This is a genomic window from Kurthia sp. 11kri321 (assembly GCF_001534765.1).
Lineage (GTDB): Bacteria > Bacillota > Bacilli > Bacillales_A > Planococcaceae > Kurthia > Kurthia gibsonii.
This window is the reverse complement of sequence record NZ_CP013217.1, coordinates 2612107-2634970: the sequence shown is the minus strand read 5'-3', so window position 1 is coordinate 2634970 and position 22864 is coordinate 2612107. Positions and strand designations below refer to the sequence as shown.

Annotated in this window: 18 protein-coding genes; 13 read left to right on the top strand and 5 right to left on the bottom strand. The window is 37.0% G+C overall.

Annotated elements, in window-relative coordinates; all coding sequences use genetic code 11:
- Positions 1 to 278 precede the first annotated feature (278 nt).
- From ASO14_RS13155 to ASO14_RS13140, 4 genes are all read left to right on the top strand, one after another.
- On the top strand, positions 279 to 2507 hold the full coding sequence (locus ASO14_RS13155) for a ribonucleoside-diphosphate reductase subunit alpha (protein WP_068456274.1): 2229 nt from the start codon (positions 279 to 281) through the stop codon (positions 2505 to 2507).
- A 28-nt stretch (positions 2508 to 2535) separates the two neighbouring features.
- A complete protein-coding gene (locus ASO14_RS13150) occupies positions 2536 to 3576 on the top strand; it encodes a ribonucleotide-diphosphate reductase subunit beta (RefSeq protein ID WP_068456272.1) in 1041 nt (346 codons plus the stop codon).
- A gap of 162 nt (positions 3577 to 3738) precedes the next feature.
- Entirely contained in the window at positions 3739 to 4701 is a 963-nt protein-coding gene (locus ASO14_RS13145; protein ID WP_068456269.1) for a 2-hydroxyacid dehydrogenase, read from the top strand.
- 12 nt (positions 4702 to 4713) lie between these two features.
- The gene (locus tag ASO14_RS13140) at positions 4714 to 5157 is read left to right on the top strand and encodes a hypothetical protein (RefSeq protein WP_068456266.1); all 444 of its coding nucleotides are present in this window, start codon (positions 4714 to 4716) and stop codon (positions 5155 to 5157) included.
- Positions 5158 to 5203: 46 nt separating this feature from the next.
- On the opposite strand, the gene ASO14_RS13135 is transcribed toward ASO14_RS13140, so the two are convergent.
- On the bottom strand, positions 5204 to 6175 hold the full coding sequence (locus ASO14_RS13135) for a hypothetical protein (protein ID WP_068456263.1): 972 nt from the start codon (positions 6173 to 6175) through the stop codon (positions 5204 to 5206).
- Between the two features lie 177 nt (positions 6176 to 6352).
- Between ASO14_RS13135 and ASO14_RS13130 the strand changes: the two genes are divergently transcribed.
- From ASO14_RS13130 to ASO14_RS13120, 3 genes are read left to right on the top strand one after another with little or no spacing between them, the layout of a single operon-like run.
- The gene (locus tag ASO14_RS13130; protein ID WP_068456260.1) at positions 6353 to 7819 is read left to right on the top strand and encodes an aldehyde dehydrogenase family protein; all 1467 of its coding nucleotides are present in this window, start codon (positions 6353 to 6355) and stop codon (positions 7817 to 7819) included.
- Between the two features lie 12 nt (positions 7820 to 7831).
- On the top strand, positions 7832 to 9007 hold the full coding sequence (locus tag ASO14_RS13125; protein ID WP_068456257.1) for a saccharopine dehydrogenase family protein: 1176 nt from the start codon (positions 7832 to 7834) through the stop codon (positions 9005 to 9007).
- An 11-nt stretch (positions 9008 to 9018) separates the two neighbouring features.
- The gene (locus ASO14_RS13120; protein WP_068456254.1) at positions 9019 to 10215 is read left to right on the top strand and encodes an acyl-CoA dehydrogenase family protein; all 1197 of its coding nucleotides are present in this window, start codon (positions 9019 to 9021) and stop codon (positions 10213 to 10215) included.
- Positions 10216 to 10315: 100 nt separating this feature from the next.
- On the opposite strand, the gene ASO14_RS13115 is transcribed toward ASO14_RS13120, so the two are convergent.
- Entirely contained in the window at positions 10316 to 11686 is a 1371-nt protein-coding gene (locus tag ASO14_RS13115) for a polysaccharide deacetylase family protein (protein ID WP_068456251.1), read from the bottom strand.
- A 129-nt stretch (positions 11687 to 11815) separates the two neighbouring features.
- On the opposite strand from ASO14_RS13115, the gene ASO14_RS13110 reads away from it, so the two are divergent.
- A complete protein-coding gene (locus ASO14_RS13110) occupies positions 11816 to 12568 on the top strand; it encodes a threonine/serine exporter family protein (RefSeq protein WP_068456248.1) in 753 nt (250 codons plus the stop codon).
- A 13-nt stretch (positions 12569 to 12581) separates the two neighbouring features.
- Positions 12582 to 13034, top strand: a complete 453-nt coding sequence (locus tag ASO14_RS13105; protein ID WP_068456244.1) for a threonine/serine exporter family protein — start codon at positions 12582 to 12584, stop codon at positions 13032 to 13034.
- A 208-nt stretch (positions 13035 to 13242) separates the two neighbouring features.
- Here ASO14_RS13105 and bioB read toward each other — a convergent pair whose 3' ends face one another.
- The 3 genes from bioB to ASO14_RS13090 all read right to left on the bottom strand — a co-directional run bounded on the left by bioB (position 13243) and on the right by ASO14_RS13090 (position 17054).
- Complete coding sequence (bioB, locus tag ASO14_RS13100) at positions 13243 to 14256, bottom strand: biotin synthase BioB (RefSeq protein ID WP_068456242.1); 1014 nt, start codon at positions 14254 to 14256, stop codon at positions 13243 to 13245.
- On the bottom strand, positions 14253 to 14858 hold the full coding sequence (locus ASO14_RS13095; RefSeq protein WP_068456239.1) for a biotin transporter BioY: 606 nt from the start codon (positions 14856 to 14858) through the stop codon (positions 14253 to 14255). Before ASO14_RS13095 ends, bioB begins: the two co-directional genes overlap by 4 nt.
- Positions 14859 to 15023: 165 nt before the next feature.
- A complete protein-coding gene (locus ASO14_RS13090) occupies positions 15024 to 17054 on the bottom strand; it encodes a bifunctional diguanylate cyclase/phosphodiesterase (protein ID WP_068456236.1) in 2031 nt (676 codons plus the stop codon).
- 205 nt (positions 17055 to 17259) lie between these two features.
- Here ASO14_RS13090 and ASO14_RS13085 point away from each other — a divergent pair, with 205 nt between their 5' ends.
- From ASO14_RS13085 to ASO14_RS13070, 4 genes are all read left to right on the top strand, one after another.
- Positions 17260 to 18186, top strand: coding sequence for a DMT family transporter (locus ASO14_RS13085; protein WP_068456233.1), 927 nt, complete (start codon positions 17260 to 17262; stop codon positions 18184 to 18186).
- A 173-nt stretch (positions 18187 to 18359) separates the two neighbouring features.
- On the top strand, positions 18360 to 20075 hold the full coding sequence (locus ASO14_RS13080) for an ABC transporter ATP-binding protein (protein WP_068456230.1): 1716 nt from the start codon (positions 18360 to 18362) through the stop codon (positions 20073 to 20075).
- Positions 20068 to 21885: an ABC transporter ATP-binding protein gene (locus ASO14_RS13075; RefSeq protein ID WP_068456228.1), complete on the top strand. Its 1818-nt coding sequence runs from the start codon at positions 20068 to 20070 to the stop codon at positions 21883 to 21885. Before ASO14_RS13080 ends, ASO14_RS13075 begins: the two co-directional genes overlap by 8 nt.
- A 115-nt stretch (positions 21886 to 22000) precedes the next feature.
- A complete protein-coding gene (locus tag ASO14_RS13070) occupies positions 22001 to 22864 on the top strand; it encodes a GNAT family N-acetyltransferase (protein ID WP_068456225.1) in 864 nt (287 codons plus the stop codon).

Here is a 22864-nt window from a genome sequence, read left to right as displayed (position 1 = left end):
TATATTGTGTTGACAACGTTTTGGGCACATATTCACTAATAATCGCTCATTTATATTATTTTTTTTTGTTTAACTTCGTAAATTACAGGATAAAAAGAATTTTAATCATACATGTAATCAACACAACATGACGATTTTTCAGATGAAGAATGGATGCATGTCAAAATGGAACAGTGAATCATATTCTGCTGGATATGTCGTTTACTGTTATTTTATTTGCAGCTGTTTTGAGGAGTTCAATGGGAAAATAGTCAAAAAATAGAAGGAGTCGTGGTCTTATGGTACAAATGATGACACAAGGTAGAGAAGCTTTATTAAAAAAATTAGAAGAACAATATGGTCGTGAAGAAATTAGTCCACTACTACGCAAGCATGAGCGTTTCATGTCAAAACATCCAGATGCAGATGATGCAGAATGGACAAAAGCGTTAAGCTTAGATGCTTTAGGTATGTTGGATGAAGACGAGTCATTTTGGACATTTGTAGCTGCACGTCTCCTATTAGTAGAAACGTATAAAGAAGCGGCGGATAAACGTGGTGTTGCGAATATTGATGAGGTTTATACAGCATTCCCAGAACAAATCGAAAAATTAGTAGAACGTGGTTTATATCATTCGTTCCTAATCGAAAAATACACAGCAGAAGAGCGCCAAGCAATTGCGAACTTACTTAACCCAGAAAAAGATGAATTATTCACATATATTGGTTTAAAAACATTATTAGATCGTTATGTTGCACGTGATTTCGATAAAACACCTTTAGAACTTCCACAAGAGCGTTGGTTAGTCATTGCAATGACATTAATGCAAGATGAGAAAGTAGACCGTTTAAAGAAGATTGAAGAAGCTTACTGGGCTATGAGTAGCCTATACATGACAACTGCAACACCTACATTATCAAATGCGGGTAAAACACATGGTCAACTATCTTCTTGTTTCATTGATACAGTAGACGATTCGCTACAAGGTATCTACGATTCAAACACAGATGTTGCAACACTTTCTAAATTTGGTGGCGGTATTGGTATTTACATGGGTAAAGTACGTAGCCGTGGGTCATCAATTCGTGGATTCAAAGGGGCATCATCAGGTGTTATTCCTTGGATCAAACAATTAAACAACACAGCAGTATCAGTTGATCAATTAGGTCAACGTCAAGGTGCAATCGCTGTTTACTTAGATGTATGGCATAAAGATATCTTCCCATTCTTAGATTTAAAACTAAACAATGGTGACGAGCGTATGCGTGCACACGATATTTTCACTGGCGTATGTTTACCAGATATCTTCATGGAAGCTGTAGAAGCGCGTGAAGAATGGCACTTATTCGATCCACATGAAGTACGTACAGTAATGGGCTTTGATTTAGAAGATTCATACGATGAAAAACGTGGCGAAGGTTCATTCCGCGAAAAATACTTACAATGTGTAAACAACCCAATTCTTTCACGTGATACAGTGCAAGCAATTGATATTATGAAACGTATTATGCGTTCACAACTAGAGACAGGTGTACCATTCATGTTCTACCGTGATGAAGTAAACCGTCAAAATGCAAACAACCATGAAGGTATGATTTACTCGTCTAACTTATGTACAGAAATCATGCAAAACATGAGTGCAACAACATTTGAATCTGTAACATTAGAAGACGATGTGATTGTGACACGTCGTAAACCTGGAGATTTCGTTGTATGTAACTTATCTTCAATCAACTTAGGTCGTGCTGTACCAGAGGATGTTTTAGAGCGTCTGATTCCAATCCAAGTACGTATGCTAGATAACGTAATTGAGTTAAATACAATCCCTGTAGCACAAGCAGAGCGTACAAACTCTCGCTACCGTGGTATTGGCTTAGGAACATTCGGTTGGCATCACCTATTAGCGAAAAAAGGTATCGCTTGGGAGTCAGATGAATCAGTTGAATATGCGGATTCACTATATGAGCAAATTGCTTACTTAACAATTAAAGCATCACATGAATTAGCAAAAGAAAAAGGTTCATATCCTTTATTTGAAGGTTCTGACTGGGCAACAGGTGCTTACTTCGATAAGCATGGTTATGATAGCGAACAATGGAACGAATTACGTGCGAATATCGGTGAATTCGGTATGCGTAATGGTTATGTGATGGCAGTTGCACCAAACTCATCAACATCAATCATTGCAGGTTCAACAGCAAGTATCGATCCAATCTTCCAAAAGTCATACTCTGAAGAGAAGAAAGATTATAAGATTCCTGTAACGGTTCCGGATTTAGATGAAAAAACAACTTGGTACTACAAATCAGCATACTTCATCGACCAAAACTGGACGATTAAACAAAATGCTGCACGTGCGCGCCACATTGATCAAGGTATTTCACTAAACCTTTATGTTCAAAACACAGTAAAAGCAAAAGATTTATTAGCATTACACTTAAATGCTTGGAATAGCGGCATCAAAACAACCTACTATGTACGTTCTACTTCTGTAGAATTACTTGAATGTGAGTCATGCGCAAGCTAATGTAACGAAAATAGGGAGGAAGATTTGAATGACTGAGATTAAACGAAGAGCACTAATGGATAAGGAAGCACCAAACCGTTCTACAGCAATCGTGAACGGTCGATCTTCCAACATTTTAAACTGGGATGACGTGCGTTTTAGCTGGGCATACCCAAAATATAAAAAAATGCTTGGTAACTTCTGGACACCATTTGAAATTAATATGGGTACAGATGTAAAGCAATTTTTAGATTTAACAGATGAAGAGAAGAATACATTCAAAAAGATTATTGGTTTATTAGCGCTACTTGATAGTATTCAAACAGACTATGCTGGTAAAGTAGCCGACTACTTAACAGACTCTAGTTTGAATGCGTTAATGATTATTTTAGCGCAACAAGAAGTAATCCATAATCACTCGTATTCGTACATCTTATCAAGTCTTGTATCAAAAGATGAGCAAGATCGTATCTTTGATTTCTGGCGTACAGAGCCAGTTCTTGAGAAGCGTAATGACTTCGTATTAAAGGGTTATAAAAATTTCGCAGAGAATCCAACAATTGATAATATGTTAGATTCAATCGTGTACGATGTGATTTTAGAAGGCTTATTCTTCTACTCAGGATTTAGCTTCTTCTACCACTTAGCACGTAATCAAAAGATGGTTGCGACAAGTACAATGATTAACTACATTAATCGCGATGAGCAATTACACGTAGACTTATTCGTTAAAATTTATAAAGAGTTACTAACAGAGTATCCAGAATACGATACACCTGAACGCGCAGAACGTGTACAAAACATCTTCCGCGAAGCAGCAGCTCTTGAAATCGAATGGGCGAATGAAGTAATTGGTACGAAAATCGATGGTTTAGACGTAGAAGATGTAGAAGACTACATCTACTTCTATGCGAATGTTCGTTGTAACCAACTTGGTTATGAGCGTCCGTTTGAAGGCTACCGTAAAAACCCATTAAAATGGATCAAAGCGTACGAAGATGTTGACTTAGGTAAAACAGACTTCTTTGAACAAAAATCACGCCAATACGTGAAAGTAAACGTACAAGATAACGGTTTCGATGATTTATAAGATTTAAGTAAAAACCTCAGCATTTTCATGTGCTGAGGTCTTTTTTTGTGAAATAAACCTTATATTATATCAATATAAAATATGGGAAATACTTAAAAATTTGGGAAGGTATCTGAATTGTGATACAATTTAAAAAAAGAAAGAAATAAAGGGGTTTTGAGATTGAAGCCAATTCTTTGGATTACATGTAAATTACCAGAAGAGATCGTTGAGCCATTAAAATCATGGGCAGATGTACGTGAGTGGCCTACTGTTGAAGTCAATATGCCACACGAAAAACTAGAAGAAATTATTCAAGAGGCTGATATTTTATGGACAATTATGGATAATCGAGTTTCACGCGAGTTATTACAAACAGCTAAAAATTTAAAATTAATTTGCAACTTAGCTGTCGGTTATAACAACATCGATGTTGAAGCTGCAAAAGAATTGGGGATTGCTGTGACAAATACACCAGGTGTTTTAACGGAGACAACAGCAGATTTAGCATTTACACTAATGTTAATCACAGCTAGAAGAATAATCGAAGCAGCGGATGAGGTACGAAACGGTGATTGGACGTATTGGGGTGTAAATCATCTAGCAGGTCGCGATGTTCATGGTGCTACGCTCGGTATTATTGGAATGGGACGAATTGGTGAAGCCTTAGCACAACGCGCAAAGGGCTTTAACATGGAAGTGCTTTATCATAACCGTCGTCGTAAACCACAAGCGGAAGAAGCCTATGGTTTTAGCTATCGTGAATTAGATGCTTTACTACAAGAGTCAGATTATGTAGTTGTTTTAACACCGATGACACCTGAAACAAAGGGACTAATCGGTAAACGTGAACTACAGTTAATGAAAAATACGTCGATTTTAATTAATGTGGCACGAGGTGGAATCGTTCAAGAAGATGCACTATATGATGCATTAAAGAATGGCGAAATCTGGGCAGCAGGAACAGATGTGTTCGTTCAAGAGCCTGTACCAACATCACATCCACTCCTTACACTGAAAAATTTCGTTGCACTTCCGCATATTGGTAGTGCAACACTACGCACGCGTAAGGAAATGATGGAGATGAATATTGAATCCATGCACGATTATTTAGAAGGGAATCCGATTCGACACCGCGTTGTTTAGGGGGAGTCAATAATGAAGTTACCACCAGGTATTACAGGATTCTTTGATGGAAGTGCATCATTTCAAATGGTGGACTCAAAAAAGTTCCGTTCGATTTGCTATGAAGTTTCGATGCATCCAGCGATTAAATTATTAACCATTCAAGAAGCAACATATCCTGTCAATTATATGTGTGCCAAATTTGTTTTTTATAATGAACCCATTCAAGTTGTAATGAATGCTTATTATCCTTTATTCACAACAACGGTCATTGCAGAAGACGGACATTTTGTATTTTGTGATTTACCAGAGGAGTTTTGTCTATTTGAACAGCACTATCAATGTATTACGGTAGAAGATTTGGAACGAATGATTGAAGAACATTACTTGGAGCAACTATCCGAAGTAGAACGCGAGCAAGTCGCATTTTGGAAGCCTGAACGATTAGGTGAAGTTATATTTAATGCGTGGGATTAGCCCATAAAAAAAGGTCGATTCATCAATAAGATGGATGGACCTTTTTCTATGGATAATATTTTTCTAGGTTCATTAGAATTTCGTTTCTTAGCTGCGCTAACTCAGGATATTGATAGAAGAATAATACTTTTTCATCTGCGCGAGTATGGCTAGAGGGTTTAGTGGAAAGAATAAAATACATAAAAGATTCTGCAAAATCTTCAGTAGGATGACTTGTCGCATATTCTGTAACGAATTCATCAGCGTGGAGTGTGTAGAAGTGGGTTTGAACGGTAGGATCGGTTTCGATATTTTTTAATTGCTTCCAATGTTGCATGACATCATATTGCCAAAATTGCTGATAGAAATGATAGAGGTAGGCATCTTGTTTTAAACAACCTTCGCCGGGATCATAGGTTTTACACACATTATCATGCGAGTATTCAAAAGAATTAAGCGAAAATAGATGACCATATTCGTGAAGAATTGTTGCGTAAAGTCCATTTAAATTTTTAACATCACGATAATCAAGAGCCAGTGTCCATTTGTCTGGATAATCCATTTGTTGTACATAGCCGAGGGTATTATCTTCACCATCTGTGAAAATTTTAAAGTAGGCGACCATTTTTCGATTTTCTGATGGAATTAAATTTGCAAAACGTTTCCAAAGCTCATGTTGTTTTTGTTTATTCTCAATAATATTTTGATGCGCTCTTTTTTTTGAAGACTTTATCATATGAATTTGTTCGTCTTTAATTTCATACGTTAAAATATCTACTTCTTTTTGAGAGAAAGGTGCAGTCAAACTATCAATCTCTTCATAGAGTAAGTCGCCATGCTTTTTTTCGAGTTTTTTAACGATTTTGTCACCAAGCTTTGTATCAACTTGTCTCTGATGAATTTTTTTAATAGGAGGTGTGGCAGTATCTTGGAGTGTTTGAATAGCTTTTTGTGTGGGATGATTGATTAAACTAAAAATAATGACGATGAGCATGAGGCTCAGTAAGAGAGGCAAACCGAACTTTATATGCCGATTCACTAACGTACCTCCTTTCTATTTATAAGGTTCTTTTATCTAATTACCCGATTTAAAAATGTTTAGTATATTTTGATAAAGGAAAAACGTGTTGTAGAAAAAACTTTCTTCAAGAAGGATATTTTTGCTTTTTATAGAATTTGTTGATTAAGAGCGAAAATAGAAGATGGGGGTGTTTCGTTGGATATTAAACACTATGTAAACGGTCAATGGATCAAAGAAGAGTCAATGCATTGTATTCCAGTTTCAAACCCTGCCAATGGAGAAGTAATAACGAACGTACCGATGGCTTCAAAAGAATTAGTTCATGAAGCGATTCAACATGCAAAACATGCACAAAAAGAATGGGCAAAAGTACCAGCACCCAAAAGAGCCGACTATTTATATGCAATTGGTGAACGGTTGCGAGATGAAAAAGAACGACTAGCTAGAATTTTAACGATGGAAATGGGAAAAGTAATTGAAGAAGCACGTGGTGAAGTACAAGAAGCCATCGATATGGCATTTTATATGGCAGGTGAAGGAAGACGGTTATTTGGTCAAACGACGCCTTCTGAATTACCAAACAAATTTGCAATGAGCGTACGTGCTCCAATCGGTATAGTGGGTCTCATTACACCATGGAATTTTCCAATTGCGATTGCGACGTGGAAGTCATTCCCAGCGATTGTCGCAGGTAATACCGTTGTTTGGAAGCCATCTACCGAAACACCACTTATGGCATATGAGTTAGCAAAAATTATCGAAGAAGTGGAATTACCAGATGGCGTCATCAATATTGTATTTGGAGGAGGTAGTGACGTAGGCTCTCTACTCGTAGAACACCCAGATGTACATGTTATTTCATTTACGGGTTCTACTGAGACAGGGCGAAAGATTGCGGAGCTTGGAGGCAAACACTTAAAAAAGGTCTCACTCGAAATGGGTGGGAAAAATGCCATTATCGTGATGGAAGATGCCGATTTAGATTTAGCTGTAGAAGGCATCATTTGGAGCGGATTTGGAACATCAGGTCAGCGCTGTACAGCTTGTAGTCGTGTCATCGTACATGAAGCTATAAAAGAAGAATTAGCTGACCGGTTAATCACTGCAATGGAGTCATTAAAGCTTGGTAATGGATTAGATGAAGGTGTGCAGATTGGCCCAGTTATTCATAAATCAGCCCTTCATAAAATTCATAGTTATATCCAATTAGGATTACAAGAAGGTGCAACTTTATTGAAAGGAGGTCGCATAGCTGATTTTGAATCAGGTCATTTTTACGAACCTACTTTATTTACAGATGTAAAGCCGCAATCGCGTCTCGCACAAGAAGAAATTTTTGGTCCAGTCATTTCAATGATTGCAGTTCAAAATTTAGAAGAGGCGATTGAAGTGAATAATTCAGTGAAATATGGTTTATCAAGTTCAATCTTTACACAAGATGTAACAAAGGTATTTCAAGCACAACGCGATTTAGATACAGGTATTGTTTATGTGAATGCAGGAACAACTGGAGCAGAAATTCATTTACCCTTTGGCGGAACAAAAGGAACAGGTAACGGACATCGTGATTCTGGCATCCAATCCTTAGATGTTTATACGGAATGGAAAAGTATTTATGTAGATTATAGTGGCACACTTCAACGTGCTCAAATCGACAATTAAGGGGGCATTCAAATGAAAGTGACAATTCTAGGCGCAGGTTTAATGGGAAAAGAAGTCGCACGTGATCTAGTGAATAGTTCGAATGTAGATAAAGTTTATTTAACTGATATTGATATCGAAAAGGTCCGTACGTTTGTGGAACAATTAAATAGCGATAAAATTGAACTTTTAACAGTTGATGCTTATGATGACGAACAGTTATGTGAAGTGATGGGAAAAGCAGATGTTGTGGTGAACGCACTATTCTATAAATTTAATGTACGCGTTGCAAAGTTAGCGATTGAACTTGGCGTTCATTTAGTTGATTTAGGTGGTCATATTGGCGGTATAACAGATGAAGTTTTAAAACTAGACGAGGAAGCGAAGAAAAAAGGCGTGACGATTATTCCAGATTTAGGTTTAGCACCTGGTATGACAAATATTTTAGCTGGATATGGTGCTTCTAAACTAGATCGTGTGAATGCAATTAAAATTTATGTAGGTGGCATCCCAGCTTCTCCAAAACCACCACTTGATTATAGCGTAGTGTATTCTTTAGACGGTGTATTCGATCATTATACAAAACCCTCTTTGATTGTACGAGATGGGATGATTCGTGAATTACCTTCTTTATCTGAAGTAGAAAATCTCTATTTCCCAGGCTTTATTGGTTTAGAGGCGTTCCATACGAGTGGCGGTCTTTCAACACTTGCACGAACATTTTCTAAATTACACACATTAGAATATAAAACGATTCGTTACGCAGGACATGCCGAACGCTTTAAATTACTTGTCGATTTAGGACTTACACAAAAAGGTAATGAAGTGGAAGTAGACAATGGTATTACCGTAGATATGCGTGAAGTGATGAAACAATATTTAGAGAATAAATTAAGTTTAGGCGACCAAGAGGATGTTGTATTACTTCGTGTAGAAGTACATGGTGAAGCAAATGAAGAGAGAGTTTCATTCGAATACGATATGGTAACCTACCGTGATAAAAATAGTGGTGAAACAGCGATGGCACGAACGACTGCTAACACAATTTCAGTTGTAGCGAAGTTAATTGGGGATGGTACGATTACAGAACGCGGTGTTATTCCACCAGAATTAGCAGTACCAGGAGAAAAGTATATGACGGAGATGAATCATCATGGCGTAACCATCACAGAAACCATGCTCATGTCGACAAATATTATTAAAGGATAGGGGAGATCGTCATGAATTTTCAATTCTCGGATGAACAAAATATGTTACGCCAGACAGTACGTCAATTTGTAGATGCAGAGATTATGCCTTATATTGCGGAGTGGGATGCGACAGGTGGATTTGATCCAGCTATTTGGAAAAAGCTAGCTGACCTAGGTTTACTCGGTATATGCATACCCGAAGCATACGGTGGAAGTGGCATGGATTATAATGCATTGGCGATTGCCTGTGAAGAACTGGAGAGAGGGGATACAGCTTTTCGGACAGCTGTATCTGTTCACGTAGGATTGAATAGCATGACTTTATTACAGTGGGGAACGGAAGAACAAAAACAAAAATATTTAGTTCCTCAAGCAAAAGGTGAAAAGATTGGTGCATTTGGTTTAACAGAACCGGGTGCAGGATCAGATGTAGCGAGCATGCAATCACATGCAACATTAGAAGGAGATGTGTATCGCTTAAATGGTCAAAAAACATGGATTTCACTTTGTGATATTGCTGATCACTTTATTGTATTTGCCTATACGAATCCAGCGTTAAAACATAAAGGAATTTCAGCATTTATTGTAGAGCGTGGTATGGTTGGTTTTTCTTCAAAAGCTATTAAAGGAAAGTATGGGATTCGTGCTGGTAATACAGGAGAATTATTCTTTGATGATGTTCTTATCCCAAAAGAGAATCTTCTTGGCCAAGAAGGAGAAGGTTTTAAAATTGCGATGGCAGCACTTGATAATGGACGTTTTACAGTAGCAGCCGGAGCAGTCGGGTTAATTGATGCGTGTATTGAAGCGAGCGTAAGTTATTGCCATGAACGTGAAACATTTGGACAAAAGATTGGTGAGCATCAATTAGTTAAACAGATGATTGCACGTATGGAAGCAGGCTATCAAATGAGTCGTTTACTTGTATATCGTGTAGGCGAGATGAAAAATAGCGGTGTACGTAACACGCGTGAAACGTCTCTTGCGAAGTGGCAAGCATGTGACTTTGCGAATTGTGCGGCAGATGATGCAGTTCAGATTCATGGCGCATATGGTTATTCAGATGAATATCCTGTTGCACGCTATTTACGTAATTCAAAAGCGCCTGTTATTTATGAAGGAACACGCGAAATTCATACACTCATGCAGGCAGACTATGTACTTGGTTATCGTGAAGACCATCCATTATCACATATGTTACCGAAGTGGGCAGGTACTAAAGAATAATGTAGAAAAGGATTGCACGATTGTGTAGTCCTTTTTTAATTTGTAAACAAACAAAAAAGAGAGAAGTCGGTTGAATGACCTGACTTCTCTCTTTCAGTTATTACTTTTTATAAACTCTTTTTTCAATGCTTAGCATTTCAGAAGCTGTTACAAATGTATAACCTTGTTGTTTTAAGTAACGAATCACTTGTGGCAATGCTTGAGCTGAACTTGCATGAATGTCATGCATTAAAACAGTTGTATATTGTGATTTTTGACTTTTCACATTCGCTAATGTTTGTTGTGGATTATGATGTTTCCAATCAAGTGTATCGACATTCCATAAAACAACTGGCATTTTTGCGATTTTTGAAACATTCGCATTGTAAGAGCCATAAGGTGGACGGAATACGGTTGGGTTTTTACCTGTTGCTTTTTTAATGGCCTGATTGGTTGTTTCAATTTCTTTTTTCACGTTTGCATTCGATAGTAATACTAGATTTGCATGTGTTAAGGAGTGATTACCAAGCTCATGTCCTTCATCTGCAATTTGTTTCACCATTTTAGGATTTGCGCGTGCTTGTGTACCTACCATGAAGAATGTTGCTTTAACCTTTTCGCGTTTTAAAGTAGCTAAAATACTCTTTGTAGATGTCGTATTTGGCCCATCATCAAATGTAAGAGCAACCGCTTTTTTCGGAATAGGTTTCTTTTTCTTTTGAATAATTTTCTTAACAGGTATTTGGAATTCTTTTGCTAAAGAAGAATTAATATTCTGAAGTGGTAAAGTAATTGTTATTGGCTGGTTAAATGAAGATGTAAAACTATCGGGATTTAAATAGAAGTATAAATTTTGATCATCGAGTGCAAAGTTTTCAAAATGACTAGCTTCTTGGTTGATTGCTAAGTCTTTTTGTTGACTTTTATTGAAATTTTGTACTTCTTTATGTTTTGCCAGTTCTTTTTGTGATAAATTCATAATATGTGTTAACTGCTCACCAGAAGGTATAACTTCCTTAATATCAATTAACTCATTCGCTGGCTGATCCACTGTAAACGTAATGAATTTTTGATCTTTTTTCTGTTTATCCTCTTGTAAACTTTGAGTTAAAACAAATGAATAAAGATCCTTATGTTTCAATGTCATGTACGTCACATGCATCTGTGCATCTTTTGCGTATTTCCCTTTGAAAAAGTCTGTTTTCATCTCTTTAACGGCATCACTGATAGCTGTATTCAGTTCAGAAGATCCTGTTTTTGGGTACTGAATTGTATAGCTACCTTGTTCTGTTTCATTTGTGACCGTCACCGTTTTAATAAATGGGTTGTCTGTTTCAGCTGTAGAGGTGTTTTCAGTTGAAGCGGCTAAACCCTTTTCAGAAGGACTTTTCAAGTTTAGCATGTATACTACAGCGAAAATAATAAGAGATAATAGTATACAAACAAGTAGTGAGTCAATTAATAATCTGTTTTTGAATGGTGAAGATTTCATTTTTTTTGTATACTCCTTTTCATAGTATTAGGTTAATATTACCATTATTTTACGGTGTATGGTCATATAAAGTAAGTAAATTTTATAACTTATAGAAAAATATATTTAATAGAGAGGACGTTTGAAAATATGCCTCATAATAAAGAGGAAGAATTAGCAATTAACTGCTTTTTACTTGCAGGACGTTTGCTAGTTCAATGTGGTGCGGAAACTTATCGTGCAGAGGATACAATGTTGCGCATGGCACAATCACAAGGTTATCCAGATGCACAAAGTTTTGTGACACCTACAGGAATCATTTTTTCTGCAGGACATGAACGACCTACAAGGATTGCTCAAATTCCTAGTAGAACAACTGATTTAGAAAAAATTGCACAAGTTAATAATGTTTCGCGAAATTTAACTGCACGAAATTATTCAATTGAAAAAGCTTATGAAGAATTACAGCGAATTGAAAAGACAAATTTCTTTTTTCCTACCTGGGTCCAAATTCTTGCGGCAGCCATTGCTAGTGCATGCTTTTTAATCTTATTTAGAGGTATATGGTCGGATATGCCGATTGCCTTCATTGCTGGCGGTGCAGGTTTTATCGTATTTATGGCGATTCACTCCTTAACCAAAGTTAAATTTTTTGCAGAGTTCACAGGTGCTCTTTTTGTAGGTGTTATTGCTTTCTATGCTGTGGAGTTCGGATATGGATCGCAACTCGATAAAATTATTATAGGGTCTGTTATGCCACTTGTACCAGGTGTACCAATTGCAAATGCAGTACGTGATTTAATGGCTGGACACTTCGTATCAGGTGTAGCAAAAGGTGTCGAAGCCTTTTTAACAGCTACAGCAATTGGTGCTGGTGTAGCACTTGTACTATTAACATTTTAAGGAGGCAAATCGATTGGAATATGTGATTCATATCATACTGAGCTTTATTGCAACTGCAACATTCGCAATTATTTTTAATGCACCAAAAAATACACTGTTTCACTGCGGTCTTGTTGGGGCCATTGGCTGGGGGATCTATTTAGTCTTCACCAATCATGGTGTAGATATTGTACCTGCATCATTTGCAGGAGCATTTGTTATTGCCATTGTAGCACACATTTATGCAAAACGTTTTAAAACCCCAATGTTAATTTTCAGTGTAGCAGGAATTATCCCACTTGTACCTGGTGGGATGGCTTATAATACAATGCGTCATGTAGTGGAAAAAGATTATACACAGAGTATTGAATTTGCAGTGAAGACGAGTTTAATAACAGGTGCGATTGTGATGGGATTAGTTTTTGCGGAAGTATTTATGCAATTAATTTTTACAGCACTACGACGTCGAAAAATACCTACGAAATAAAACGCATAGTGACTATTTTTATACGTACCCTTTTTTCTTCTATTGAGTATGTGTTTATTAAAAAGAAAAGAGGATGAGACATAAGTATGAAAATATCATCTTATATGAGCATAAGAAAAACCGGAATCGCGCCACAGCGCGATTCCGGTTTTTTGTTGCGAACTCTAAAAGGAAAATGAAATGTTTTTTCTCATCCTCGTCTTTTGTTTTAACTACATGAAGTAGTTATAGGCTCTTTTGATAGTGGTTCTAAATCAACTTCAAAACCTAAATCTTCAAGCATTTGTAAGTCGGATGATTCCTCTTGTCCACTCGTTGTTAAATAATCCCCGATAAAAATTGAGTTTGCTGCGTAAAGGCTAAATGGTTGTAAACTTCTTAAATTTACTTCACGCCCACCAGAAACACGAATTTCTTTTGTTGGATTAATCATACGGAAAAGTGCAAGGACACGTAGAGCATAAAGTGGTGTGACTTCTTTTGTTCCCTCTAAAGGTGTACCGTCTACTGCGTTTAAAAAGTTTACTGGAATTGAATCAGCATCTAATATACGTAAGCTTTTCGCCATCTGTACGACATCTTCTTTAGACTCTTTCATACCAATAATAACACCTGAACAAGGAGAAATACCCGCATTTTTCACTTTTTCAACAGTCCCCACACGATCTTCATATGTGTGCGATGTTGTAATATGTTCATGATGATTTTCTGATGTATTTAAGTTGTGATTGTAACGATCGACACCGGCTTCTTTTAATCGTTCTGCTTGCTCTGGTTTTAGAATACCAAGACATGCACAAACCGTCATATTTGGGTTTTCAGCTTTAATTTCTTTTACAGCATCTACTACAATATCCAATTCACGATTCGCAGGACCACGACCACTTGCTACGATACAATACGTACCAGCTTGAACAACGCTTGCTCGTCTCGCACCCTCTACAATTTCTTCTTGTTTCATCATGGCATACTTTTCAATCGGTGCTTTTGAAATAATAGACTGTGAGCAATAGCCACAGTTTTCTGGGCACAGACCAGATTTCGTATTAATAATCATATTTAATTTCACTTTATTACCATAGTAGTGATAGCGAATTTGATAACTCGCCTGCAATAACTTAAGTAAGTCTTGTTGTGGTGTTTCTAAAATAGCTAGAGCTTCTTCATCTGATAATAAATAGTTTTCCTCAATGATCTGTGTAGCTAATTGTTCATAATTCATGATTTACGAACTCCTTTCAAGACGAATTGCATGCGATAGGCAAAGAAGCCAGATAGTACAGATAGAATGATATCTTTTGGAAGCGGAGGCATCATCCACAACCAAGCAATTTGATATGTAAAGTTCTCAGGAGCTGCTGCCCATAGTTTATAAGCGAAGTACATCCAATTTGTTCCGAATACATAGTTGATGACCATAGCTACAAGTGCTGCAGCAACATACATCATTTTTGTATTTTTCATTTCAATCATTTTTCCTGCTACATAAGCTGCAAAAATGAATGACACGATGAAACCAAATGTCGGACTTAATACTTGGCTAAAACCACCGCTGAATCGTGCGAATACGGGTGCGCCGGCTAAACCGATTAGCATGTAGACTGTAACGGCGATAGCTCCTCGCTTACTTCCTAAAATTAATCCAGCTAAAATTGCGAAAAATGTTTGGAGTGTAATTGGAACACCACCAACGACCATGAACGGTGCAAATGATGTGATGTTCGCCCCAATCATCATCAATGTAGCAAACATAGCACAATAGACTAAATCTACAACGCGTAATTTCGTTTTCGACTTTGTCATCGTTGTTTGACTTGTTGTCATTTCTAAATCCCCCTCAAATGAGTAAAAATTGAACATGTAAGTTGTTCAATATCCAATTTAATACTTTTTCTGTTTTTGTGTCAACTTATTTTTAATTTAAGTTTACTTAAAAGTAGTTAAAAAAACACCTCAACCAATCCGTAAAGAACAGTTGAGGTGCTTATTTTATAATAATTCATTTGGTGTAAATAAAGTTTCGATATCTTGCGGAACTTTAGGGCGACTTAATTGATAACCTTGAATTGCATCGCAGCCAGCTTCTCGTAAAATCGCAATTTGTTCTTCTGATTCAACACCTTCTGCAACAACGCGCATGTGTAAAGAACGTCCAAATTGAATCATACCTTGAACTAAAGCACGCGTTTTCTCTTGGTAGACAATCGGTGCGATAAACGAGCGGTCAATTTTAAACTCTTCTAAAGGTAATAGTTGCATATAACGGAATGAAGCATAACCTGTTCCAAAATCATCTAATGAGAATTTAATCCCTTTAGCTTGTAATTTACGCATTTGGCTAACAATCGATTCTTCTGCTTCTGCTTCAAGCGCAAATTTTTCTGTAATCTCAATTTGCAGTAAATGTGGTGGACATTGTGTACGTTCTAATACTTTTAAAATCGTATCAACCATATTTTTATCGCGGAATTCACGAATCGATGTGTTAATACTAATGCGAATTGGTGTCCCTGCATTCGCCCATTCAACAGCTTGTTCACAAGCTTTTTCAAGCATGAAGCTGCCGATTTGATTAATTAAACCAGTTTCTTCTGCAATCGGAATTAAAATATCTGGCGGTACAATCCCAATTTCAGAGTCTTCCCAACGTACGAGCGCTTCAACAGTTGTGATTTCATCTGTTGTTAAATCTTGTTGTGGTTGATAAAGCACGCGTAAATCTTTTTGATTTAGTGCAATCAATAATCGTTTTTCAATAATTGAACGGGTACTTAAAGATTCATGGTCAGCCTTAGATAAGCTCATAATAAGATTTCCGCCCTCAGCTTGTACCTTTTGGATTACTGAGTTGGAAGCTTTGAATAAGTTACTAAATGTACTTTGGTCTTCAGGGAATTTTGTAATACCACCACTTACAGTTAAAGGAGTTGAAGTATGATCCAAGTAAATCGGGTGTTGTGTTAAGTAAGATAAGAACCCTTGGATAAACCATTCACCAAGTGGCGTTAATACAACAAACTCGTTGACACTAATACGGGCCATCGTACTATCTTGGAAATACATTTTCATGCGATTTGTGAACTCTGTTACGAGTACAGCTTCTGTTTGCTCATCATATATTTCTTTTAGTGAATAGAACTTGTCGATACTTAAAAAGACGAACGTGAAGTGATGACCTTCTTCAATCATCTCGTTGACGATTTGTTCTAGACGGTAACGGTTCATCAGTCCAGTCTCTTGATCGATGTAGGCGATTTGTTCTAAACGATTTTGTAACATCTTTTTATCGGTAATATCATTTTCTAAAAATAGATAAGAAGGTCGATTCTCTTTATTTTTAGCAATTGGAATAGCGGATAATTCTACCCAATAAGGTTGTCCATCTTTTGTGATTTGTTCAACTTCACCATGCCATGTACGGTTATTTTTCAGCGTAGACCAGATTTTATCCGCTTGTTTTGAGCCTTCATCTGTTTGTGGGAACATTTGCCATAATGTTTTCCCGATAATACGTTTTGGTGTCCATTTACTATATTTTAAAAAGTTCGAATTGGCTGCTTCAATTAAACCATTCTCATCAATTGACAACATCATGAAGGAATCTTCTAAACCGGATCTTAAATAAGATAACTGTTCTTCAAAATTTGCATCAGAAATGTTACGATCGGATGGTGTCAAACTAATGACTAAATAAGGCTGATCTTGAATTGTCCAAACAGTAAAGAATGTTTTACATAATATGCGCGTTTGATCTTTTGTTATATATGCAAGGTAGCCCATGTCACGTACTTCGGGTTTGTCAATTAATTGTTCAAAAATTAGTTCGTTTGTAGCGAGTTGACTTTGTTCAGCGAAAGGTACTGGGTAACCAAGTGCGTCATTCGTATCGTAACCTAAATATTTCTCCGCTGTATGGTTCCATAGAATGATTTCTCCGTCTTTATTGACAAGGAGAAAAGGCTGGGGTAACTGGTTAATTAATTCTTGTGAAGATGGTAATAAGATTTCACTTTCTTTCATTTTATACAACGACTCCTTGAATTTACGGTATAGTTTCTATTATAGAGAAAAAAAGTATATAAGTCATTAGTAACAGACTATGAAATAAAAATAATTTATTTTACCTAATTTTGATTTGCGTTTAAGAAAATATTATTCAAAGGGATAAAAATACAAAAAAAATCGAAAAAAATAAGCAAAAAGATGTGAAGAGGGGGTCTTAAAAATGAATCATACGACTAAGAGATTAAAAGGAATCATCATGATTATAATTGGTTCAATGCTTTGGGGAGCGACAGGACCTATGATGGAATGGGTATTATCGTCTAGTCATATGAGTGTATCATTTATGCTAACAATACGCCTTTTATTGGCAGGTTTTCTCATATTATGCTTTTTAGTTGTGACTAAAAGAGATATATATGCTATTTGGAAACAACCTTATTGGTGGATTAAACTTGTGATTTTTAGTGTGTTTGGGATGCTCGGCGTACAATATACGTTTGTTGCTGCGATTCATGCAAGTAATGCAGTTTTAGCAACATTATTGCAATTTTTAGCACCTATTTTTGTTGTGCTATATGTGTCATTCTCACAAAAGATGTTTCCACCGAGATATCAAATATTCGGTATCTTAGGGACATTAATCGGCTTGTTCCTATTGCTAACAAATGGTTCTATATCAAACCTATTAGTAAGTCCTGTAGCGCTTCTTTGGGGATTAGGTGTAGGTTTGACATTTGCTTTTTATACACTATACCCCACTTCTGTCATGAATGAATGGGGTGTACTCGTTGTAATTGGATGGAGCATGTTAATAGGTGGTTTGCTTCTTGGGTTCTCAAAAGGTTTTTGGGAATTTAAACAATATGCGCTACTTGCAGAAAGTGATACGAATCTAATGTTATTAGCGATTATTTTCTTTGGTACAATCGCTTTTATCCTATTTTTAAGTAGTATGAAATATATTTCACCTGTTGAAACGAGTATCTTATCGAGTTTCGAACCATTAACTGCAATGTTTATATCGGTTATTTGGTTGGGAAGTGTACTTGCGGGCGTTCAAATCATCGGAATTATTCTTATGATTTTATGTGTTGTCTGGTTATCAATTGAAGGAAATCGACAATCGGTGAAGATGAAGGAAGAATAGAGAGGGAGTGGGTGAACCATTCCTTCTTTTTGTATATAAAGACATAAATCGTTTAGTTTAAAGTAATTTTTAAATCATGATTATAGCTATTTTTGAAGGCGAAACATTTATCTAGAGAAATGAAGTGGGAATATGTCATAATAAACAAATCAATGAAGTCGGGAAGGTGTCTTATGCGAAAAGTTTTTTCTTATATAGGCCCTTATAAATGGGCAGCCTTAGTGGCCTTCATGCTGATGTTAGTCGAATTAGCAGTTGAATTAGTACAACCACTCATCATGGCAAAAATTATCGATGAGGGTGTGGTCGCAGGGGATTTACATACGGTTATTTTATGGGGAAGTATCATGCTAGGGCTAGGTGTACTTGCTTTTATAGCAGGGCTTTCAAATGGTTTCTTCTCAGGACATGCAGCACAAAGTTTTGCGTATGACTTACGAGTTGCACTATTTAAAAAAGTGCAATCTTATTCAATGCATAGCTTTTTAAAGATTCCTACATCGAGCATGATTACACGTATTACGAATGACGTGACGCAAGTACAAAATATTTTCTTCATGTCATTACGTTTTATGATGCGTGCGCCTCTTGTTGTGATCGGTAGTCTAGTTATGGCCTTTTTAGTAAATGCTAAGTTGGCAATTTTTTTAGTGATTGGAATTCCGTTTTTACTTATTTTCTTATGGTTCATGGTGCGAAAAGGTGCTAGAAACTTTGGGAAAGTTCAAAGACGTGTCGACCAAGTGAACCGTAACATTCAAGAGAACTTACAAGCGACACGTTTAATCAAAGCGTATATGCGCGGTGTTTATGAATCGACTAAATTTAATCAATTAGCAGTCGCTTTAAAAACAGATACGATGAAGGCACTTCGTTTAATGGAACGTATCCAACCTGTTTTATTAATTGTCATGAATGTTGCTTTACTCGTTATTTTATGGCTTGGTGCAAAAGAGATTCAAGCAGATCGCATGCCTGTCGGTGATTTAGTCGCAATCTTCAACTACACGATGCGCATCACAGGAAACTTTAGCATGTTTGCGATGATTATTACGTTCTTCTCGCGCGCTTCTGCTTCAGCCAATCGCATGAATGAAATTTTATCGATGGATGAAGTACAAACCGTTCAGGAAAATAAAGAATATAGTCCATATTATGTCGAAGCACGTCATATTACATTTAAGTATGATGAAGAAGGAAAGTCTATTTTACATGATGTATCGTTCGCAGCGAATCGTGGTGATACGATTGCAGTTATGGGTGCTACAGGTTCAGGTAAGTCCTCATTACTCCAATTATTACCTCGTCTGTATGATGCGACGGAAGGTACGATGTTCGTAGAAGGAAAAGACGTAAAAAGTTATGATCCACATGATTTACGTCAAAAAATTGGTTATGTACCGCAGCGTTCTCTATTATTTACAGGAACGATTTTTGAAAATATTACGTGGGGGAATGAACATGCGGCGCTAGAAGAAGTGGAGCATGTATGTAAGATTGCACAAATCCACGAGACCATTATGCGTTTTCCAGATGGTTATGAAACACGCGTAGGACAAAAAGGTGTGAATTTATCAGGCGGACAAAAACAACGTATTGCGATTGCGCGTGCTTTGATCCGTCAACCAGAACTCTTTATTTTCGACGATAGTATGAGTGCACTCGATTTAACGACTGAAGCGAAGTTATGGCAGGCATTAAATGAATATGAAGACGCAACACGTTTTGTAGTGACACAAAAGATTGCAACAGCGAAAAGTGCTACATGTATTTTATTAATGGATCAAGGTGAGGTAGTTGCACAAGGAACGCATGAGGAGCTTCTTGAAAATAGTGCACTTTACCGAGAGATTGTCGCTTCACAGCAGGAGGTGAATACGAATGTTTAAAGCATTTCAATATAAACCGATTTTAACAAAAGAAGATATTCAGTCACATCAAAAGAAAAAACGAGCGAAGACATCGAATATGAAAGGGACGATTGGTCGTATTTGGCAGCTTGTAGACGAACAGCGTATTCTACTACTTGTTGTATTAGCAATGGTCTTCTTAAGCTCTGTCGGAATGTTGCTAGGACCTTTATTAATTGGTCGTATGATTGATGAACAAATTTTACCGAAGAATTTAATTGGTATTGGTCCAACACTCATACTATTGGCGGGAATTTATATTATGGTGTCAATTACGTTATTTTTACAAAACTACTGGATGATTGGCATTGCCCAACAAACTGTTTACCGATTACGTACACAATTGTTTGAAAAGTATCAGCGCCTGCCGATTTCATTCTTTGACCGTAAACAACATGGTGATTTAATGAGTCGTATGACGAATGATTTAGATAATGTGAGTTCTACATTAAATAGTACATTCATTGAAGTATTTTCAAGTGCACTCATTTTAACAGGAACATTCACCTTTATGATGATTTTGAGCCCACTTTTAACCATTGTGACGATGATTATTATTCCGATGATGTTTTTAGCGACGAAGTGGATTACACGTCGCACAGGTCCATTATTTAAAAAGCAACAAGCGACACTTGGTGCATTGAACGGTATGGTAGAAGAAACAATCTCAGGACAATATGTTGTTAAAGCTTATTCGCAAGAAGAACGCATGATTCGCCAATTCGAGGAGAATGGTCAACGTTTACGTCGCACAGGTTACTGGGCGAATGTCTACTCAGGTGGTATTCCGAAAGTGATGAACTTCTTAAATAATGTCAGCTTTGCGATTGTTGCAGGATTTGGCGGTTACTTAGCTTACAAAGGGCATGTCACAATTGGGATTGTCGTGATTTTCGTTGAGTATGCTCGTCAATTTACACGTCCACTGAATGAATTAGCGAATCAATTTAATAACGTGTTATCTGCCATCGCAGGTGCAGAACGTATTTTTGAGATACTGGATGAGCCAGAGGAAGTAGAAGAAGGAACGAAGTCTTTAACGAAAAGACTGGCGGGGAATATTACGTTTGATCACGTTGATTTTAAATATGATCCACAAAAAGAACCGTACATTTTACAAAATGTGAACTTTAATATTCACTCAGGTGAAACAGTGGCGCTCGTCGGTGCGACAGGAGCAGGGAAGACAACCATTATGCAATTAATGGCTCGCTTTTATGAAACAACTTCAGGACAAATTCGAATCGATAACCAACCGATTGAACAGATTTCGCGAGAAGATTTACGCAATCAGATGGCATTTGTTCTTCAAGATCCGTTCCTGTTTGAAGCATCTATTTTAGAAAATATTCGTTATGGTCGATTAAATGCCACAGATGAAGAAATCATTGAAGCATGTAAACAGGCGAATGCCCATGCTTTTATCGAACAATTAGAAGATGGTTATCATCATGTGTTAAAACCTGAAGCGAGTGATTTAAGTCAGGGGCAGAAGCAGTTATTATCCATTGCGCGAGCGCTTATTGCAGACCCTGCGATTCTGTTATTAGATGAGGCAACTTCAAGTATTGATACCGTAACGGAACTGCATATTCAACGTGCATTAAATCATTTAATGAAGGGCCGTACAAGCGTTGTTATTGCGCATCGTCTCAATACAGTGAAAAATGCAGATCGAATTTTTGTTATGGAAAAAGGACAATTAGTCGAACAAGGTACGCCGAAAGAGTTAATCGAGAAGCAGGGAATTTATTACGGTATGTTACAACAAGGGAAAGCAATTGAATAAAAGATATGAGGAGAATCGAAAATTATCCGATTCTCCTTTTCCATTTTCTTGAAAGTTGAACGAAAGGCGAATAGGACTTACAATAGGAGATATTCTATAAGGTAACGGTGATAAAATGAATGTATTTGCGATGAAGGCAACGTATCCACTCGATACATTGACACAACAAGAGCTAACTCAATTATGTGAAGATGCAGCGCTAACTGATGGTGTAAATTATTTGGAATGGATGCATGAACAAGATTGGAATGAGTGGGATACACGTGGTTTTTTTGTTTTTATCTATGACGAGGACCATGACCGCTTAGTAGCAGCATTGAGCGCTTTTGATGCATTTGGTTTACATGCATACGAATGGTCGATGGTCATTGAACCTTTATATCGTTCAATTGGTTTAGAAGAAGTATTAATTGATGGATTAAAACATGGACTAGAAGAAAGACAAGCGACAGGTGAAATGGCAGTTGTCGATCAGCGTCAAGAGATGAAACAAGTTCTTGAACAACAGGGGTATGTATATAGTTCATCAAAGCTTCAAATGATGACTGCCGCGCAACAAGAAAATGACGTGGAATTCAATGTACGTCCGTATCAACCAGATGATTTGCAAGTTGTTCAACAAATGATGTCAGATGGTTTTGGTGACTTACCTGAAGAAACAGAAGAATTTATTGCGCTCATGGATGAGGAATCGAGTAGTCACGTTTTTGTGGCAACACAACAAGATGAAGTCGTTGCGATGGTTACAACAGCAGTGTTGGAACGACAATTATGGATTACATCTTTTACAACACTAGCTTCCAAACGTCGTCAGGGCATCGCTTCAAATTTAGTGAAGTGGGTAAAGAATGAAGCATATAGACAACAACTTGAAAGTGTTAGATTAGAAGTAGAAACTGAAAATATCGAAGCACTTACTTTTTATAAACAAGCTGGTTTTGAAGTAGTGGAACAAGTCGATTATTACATTGTGAAATAA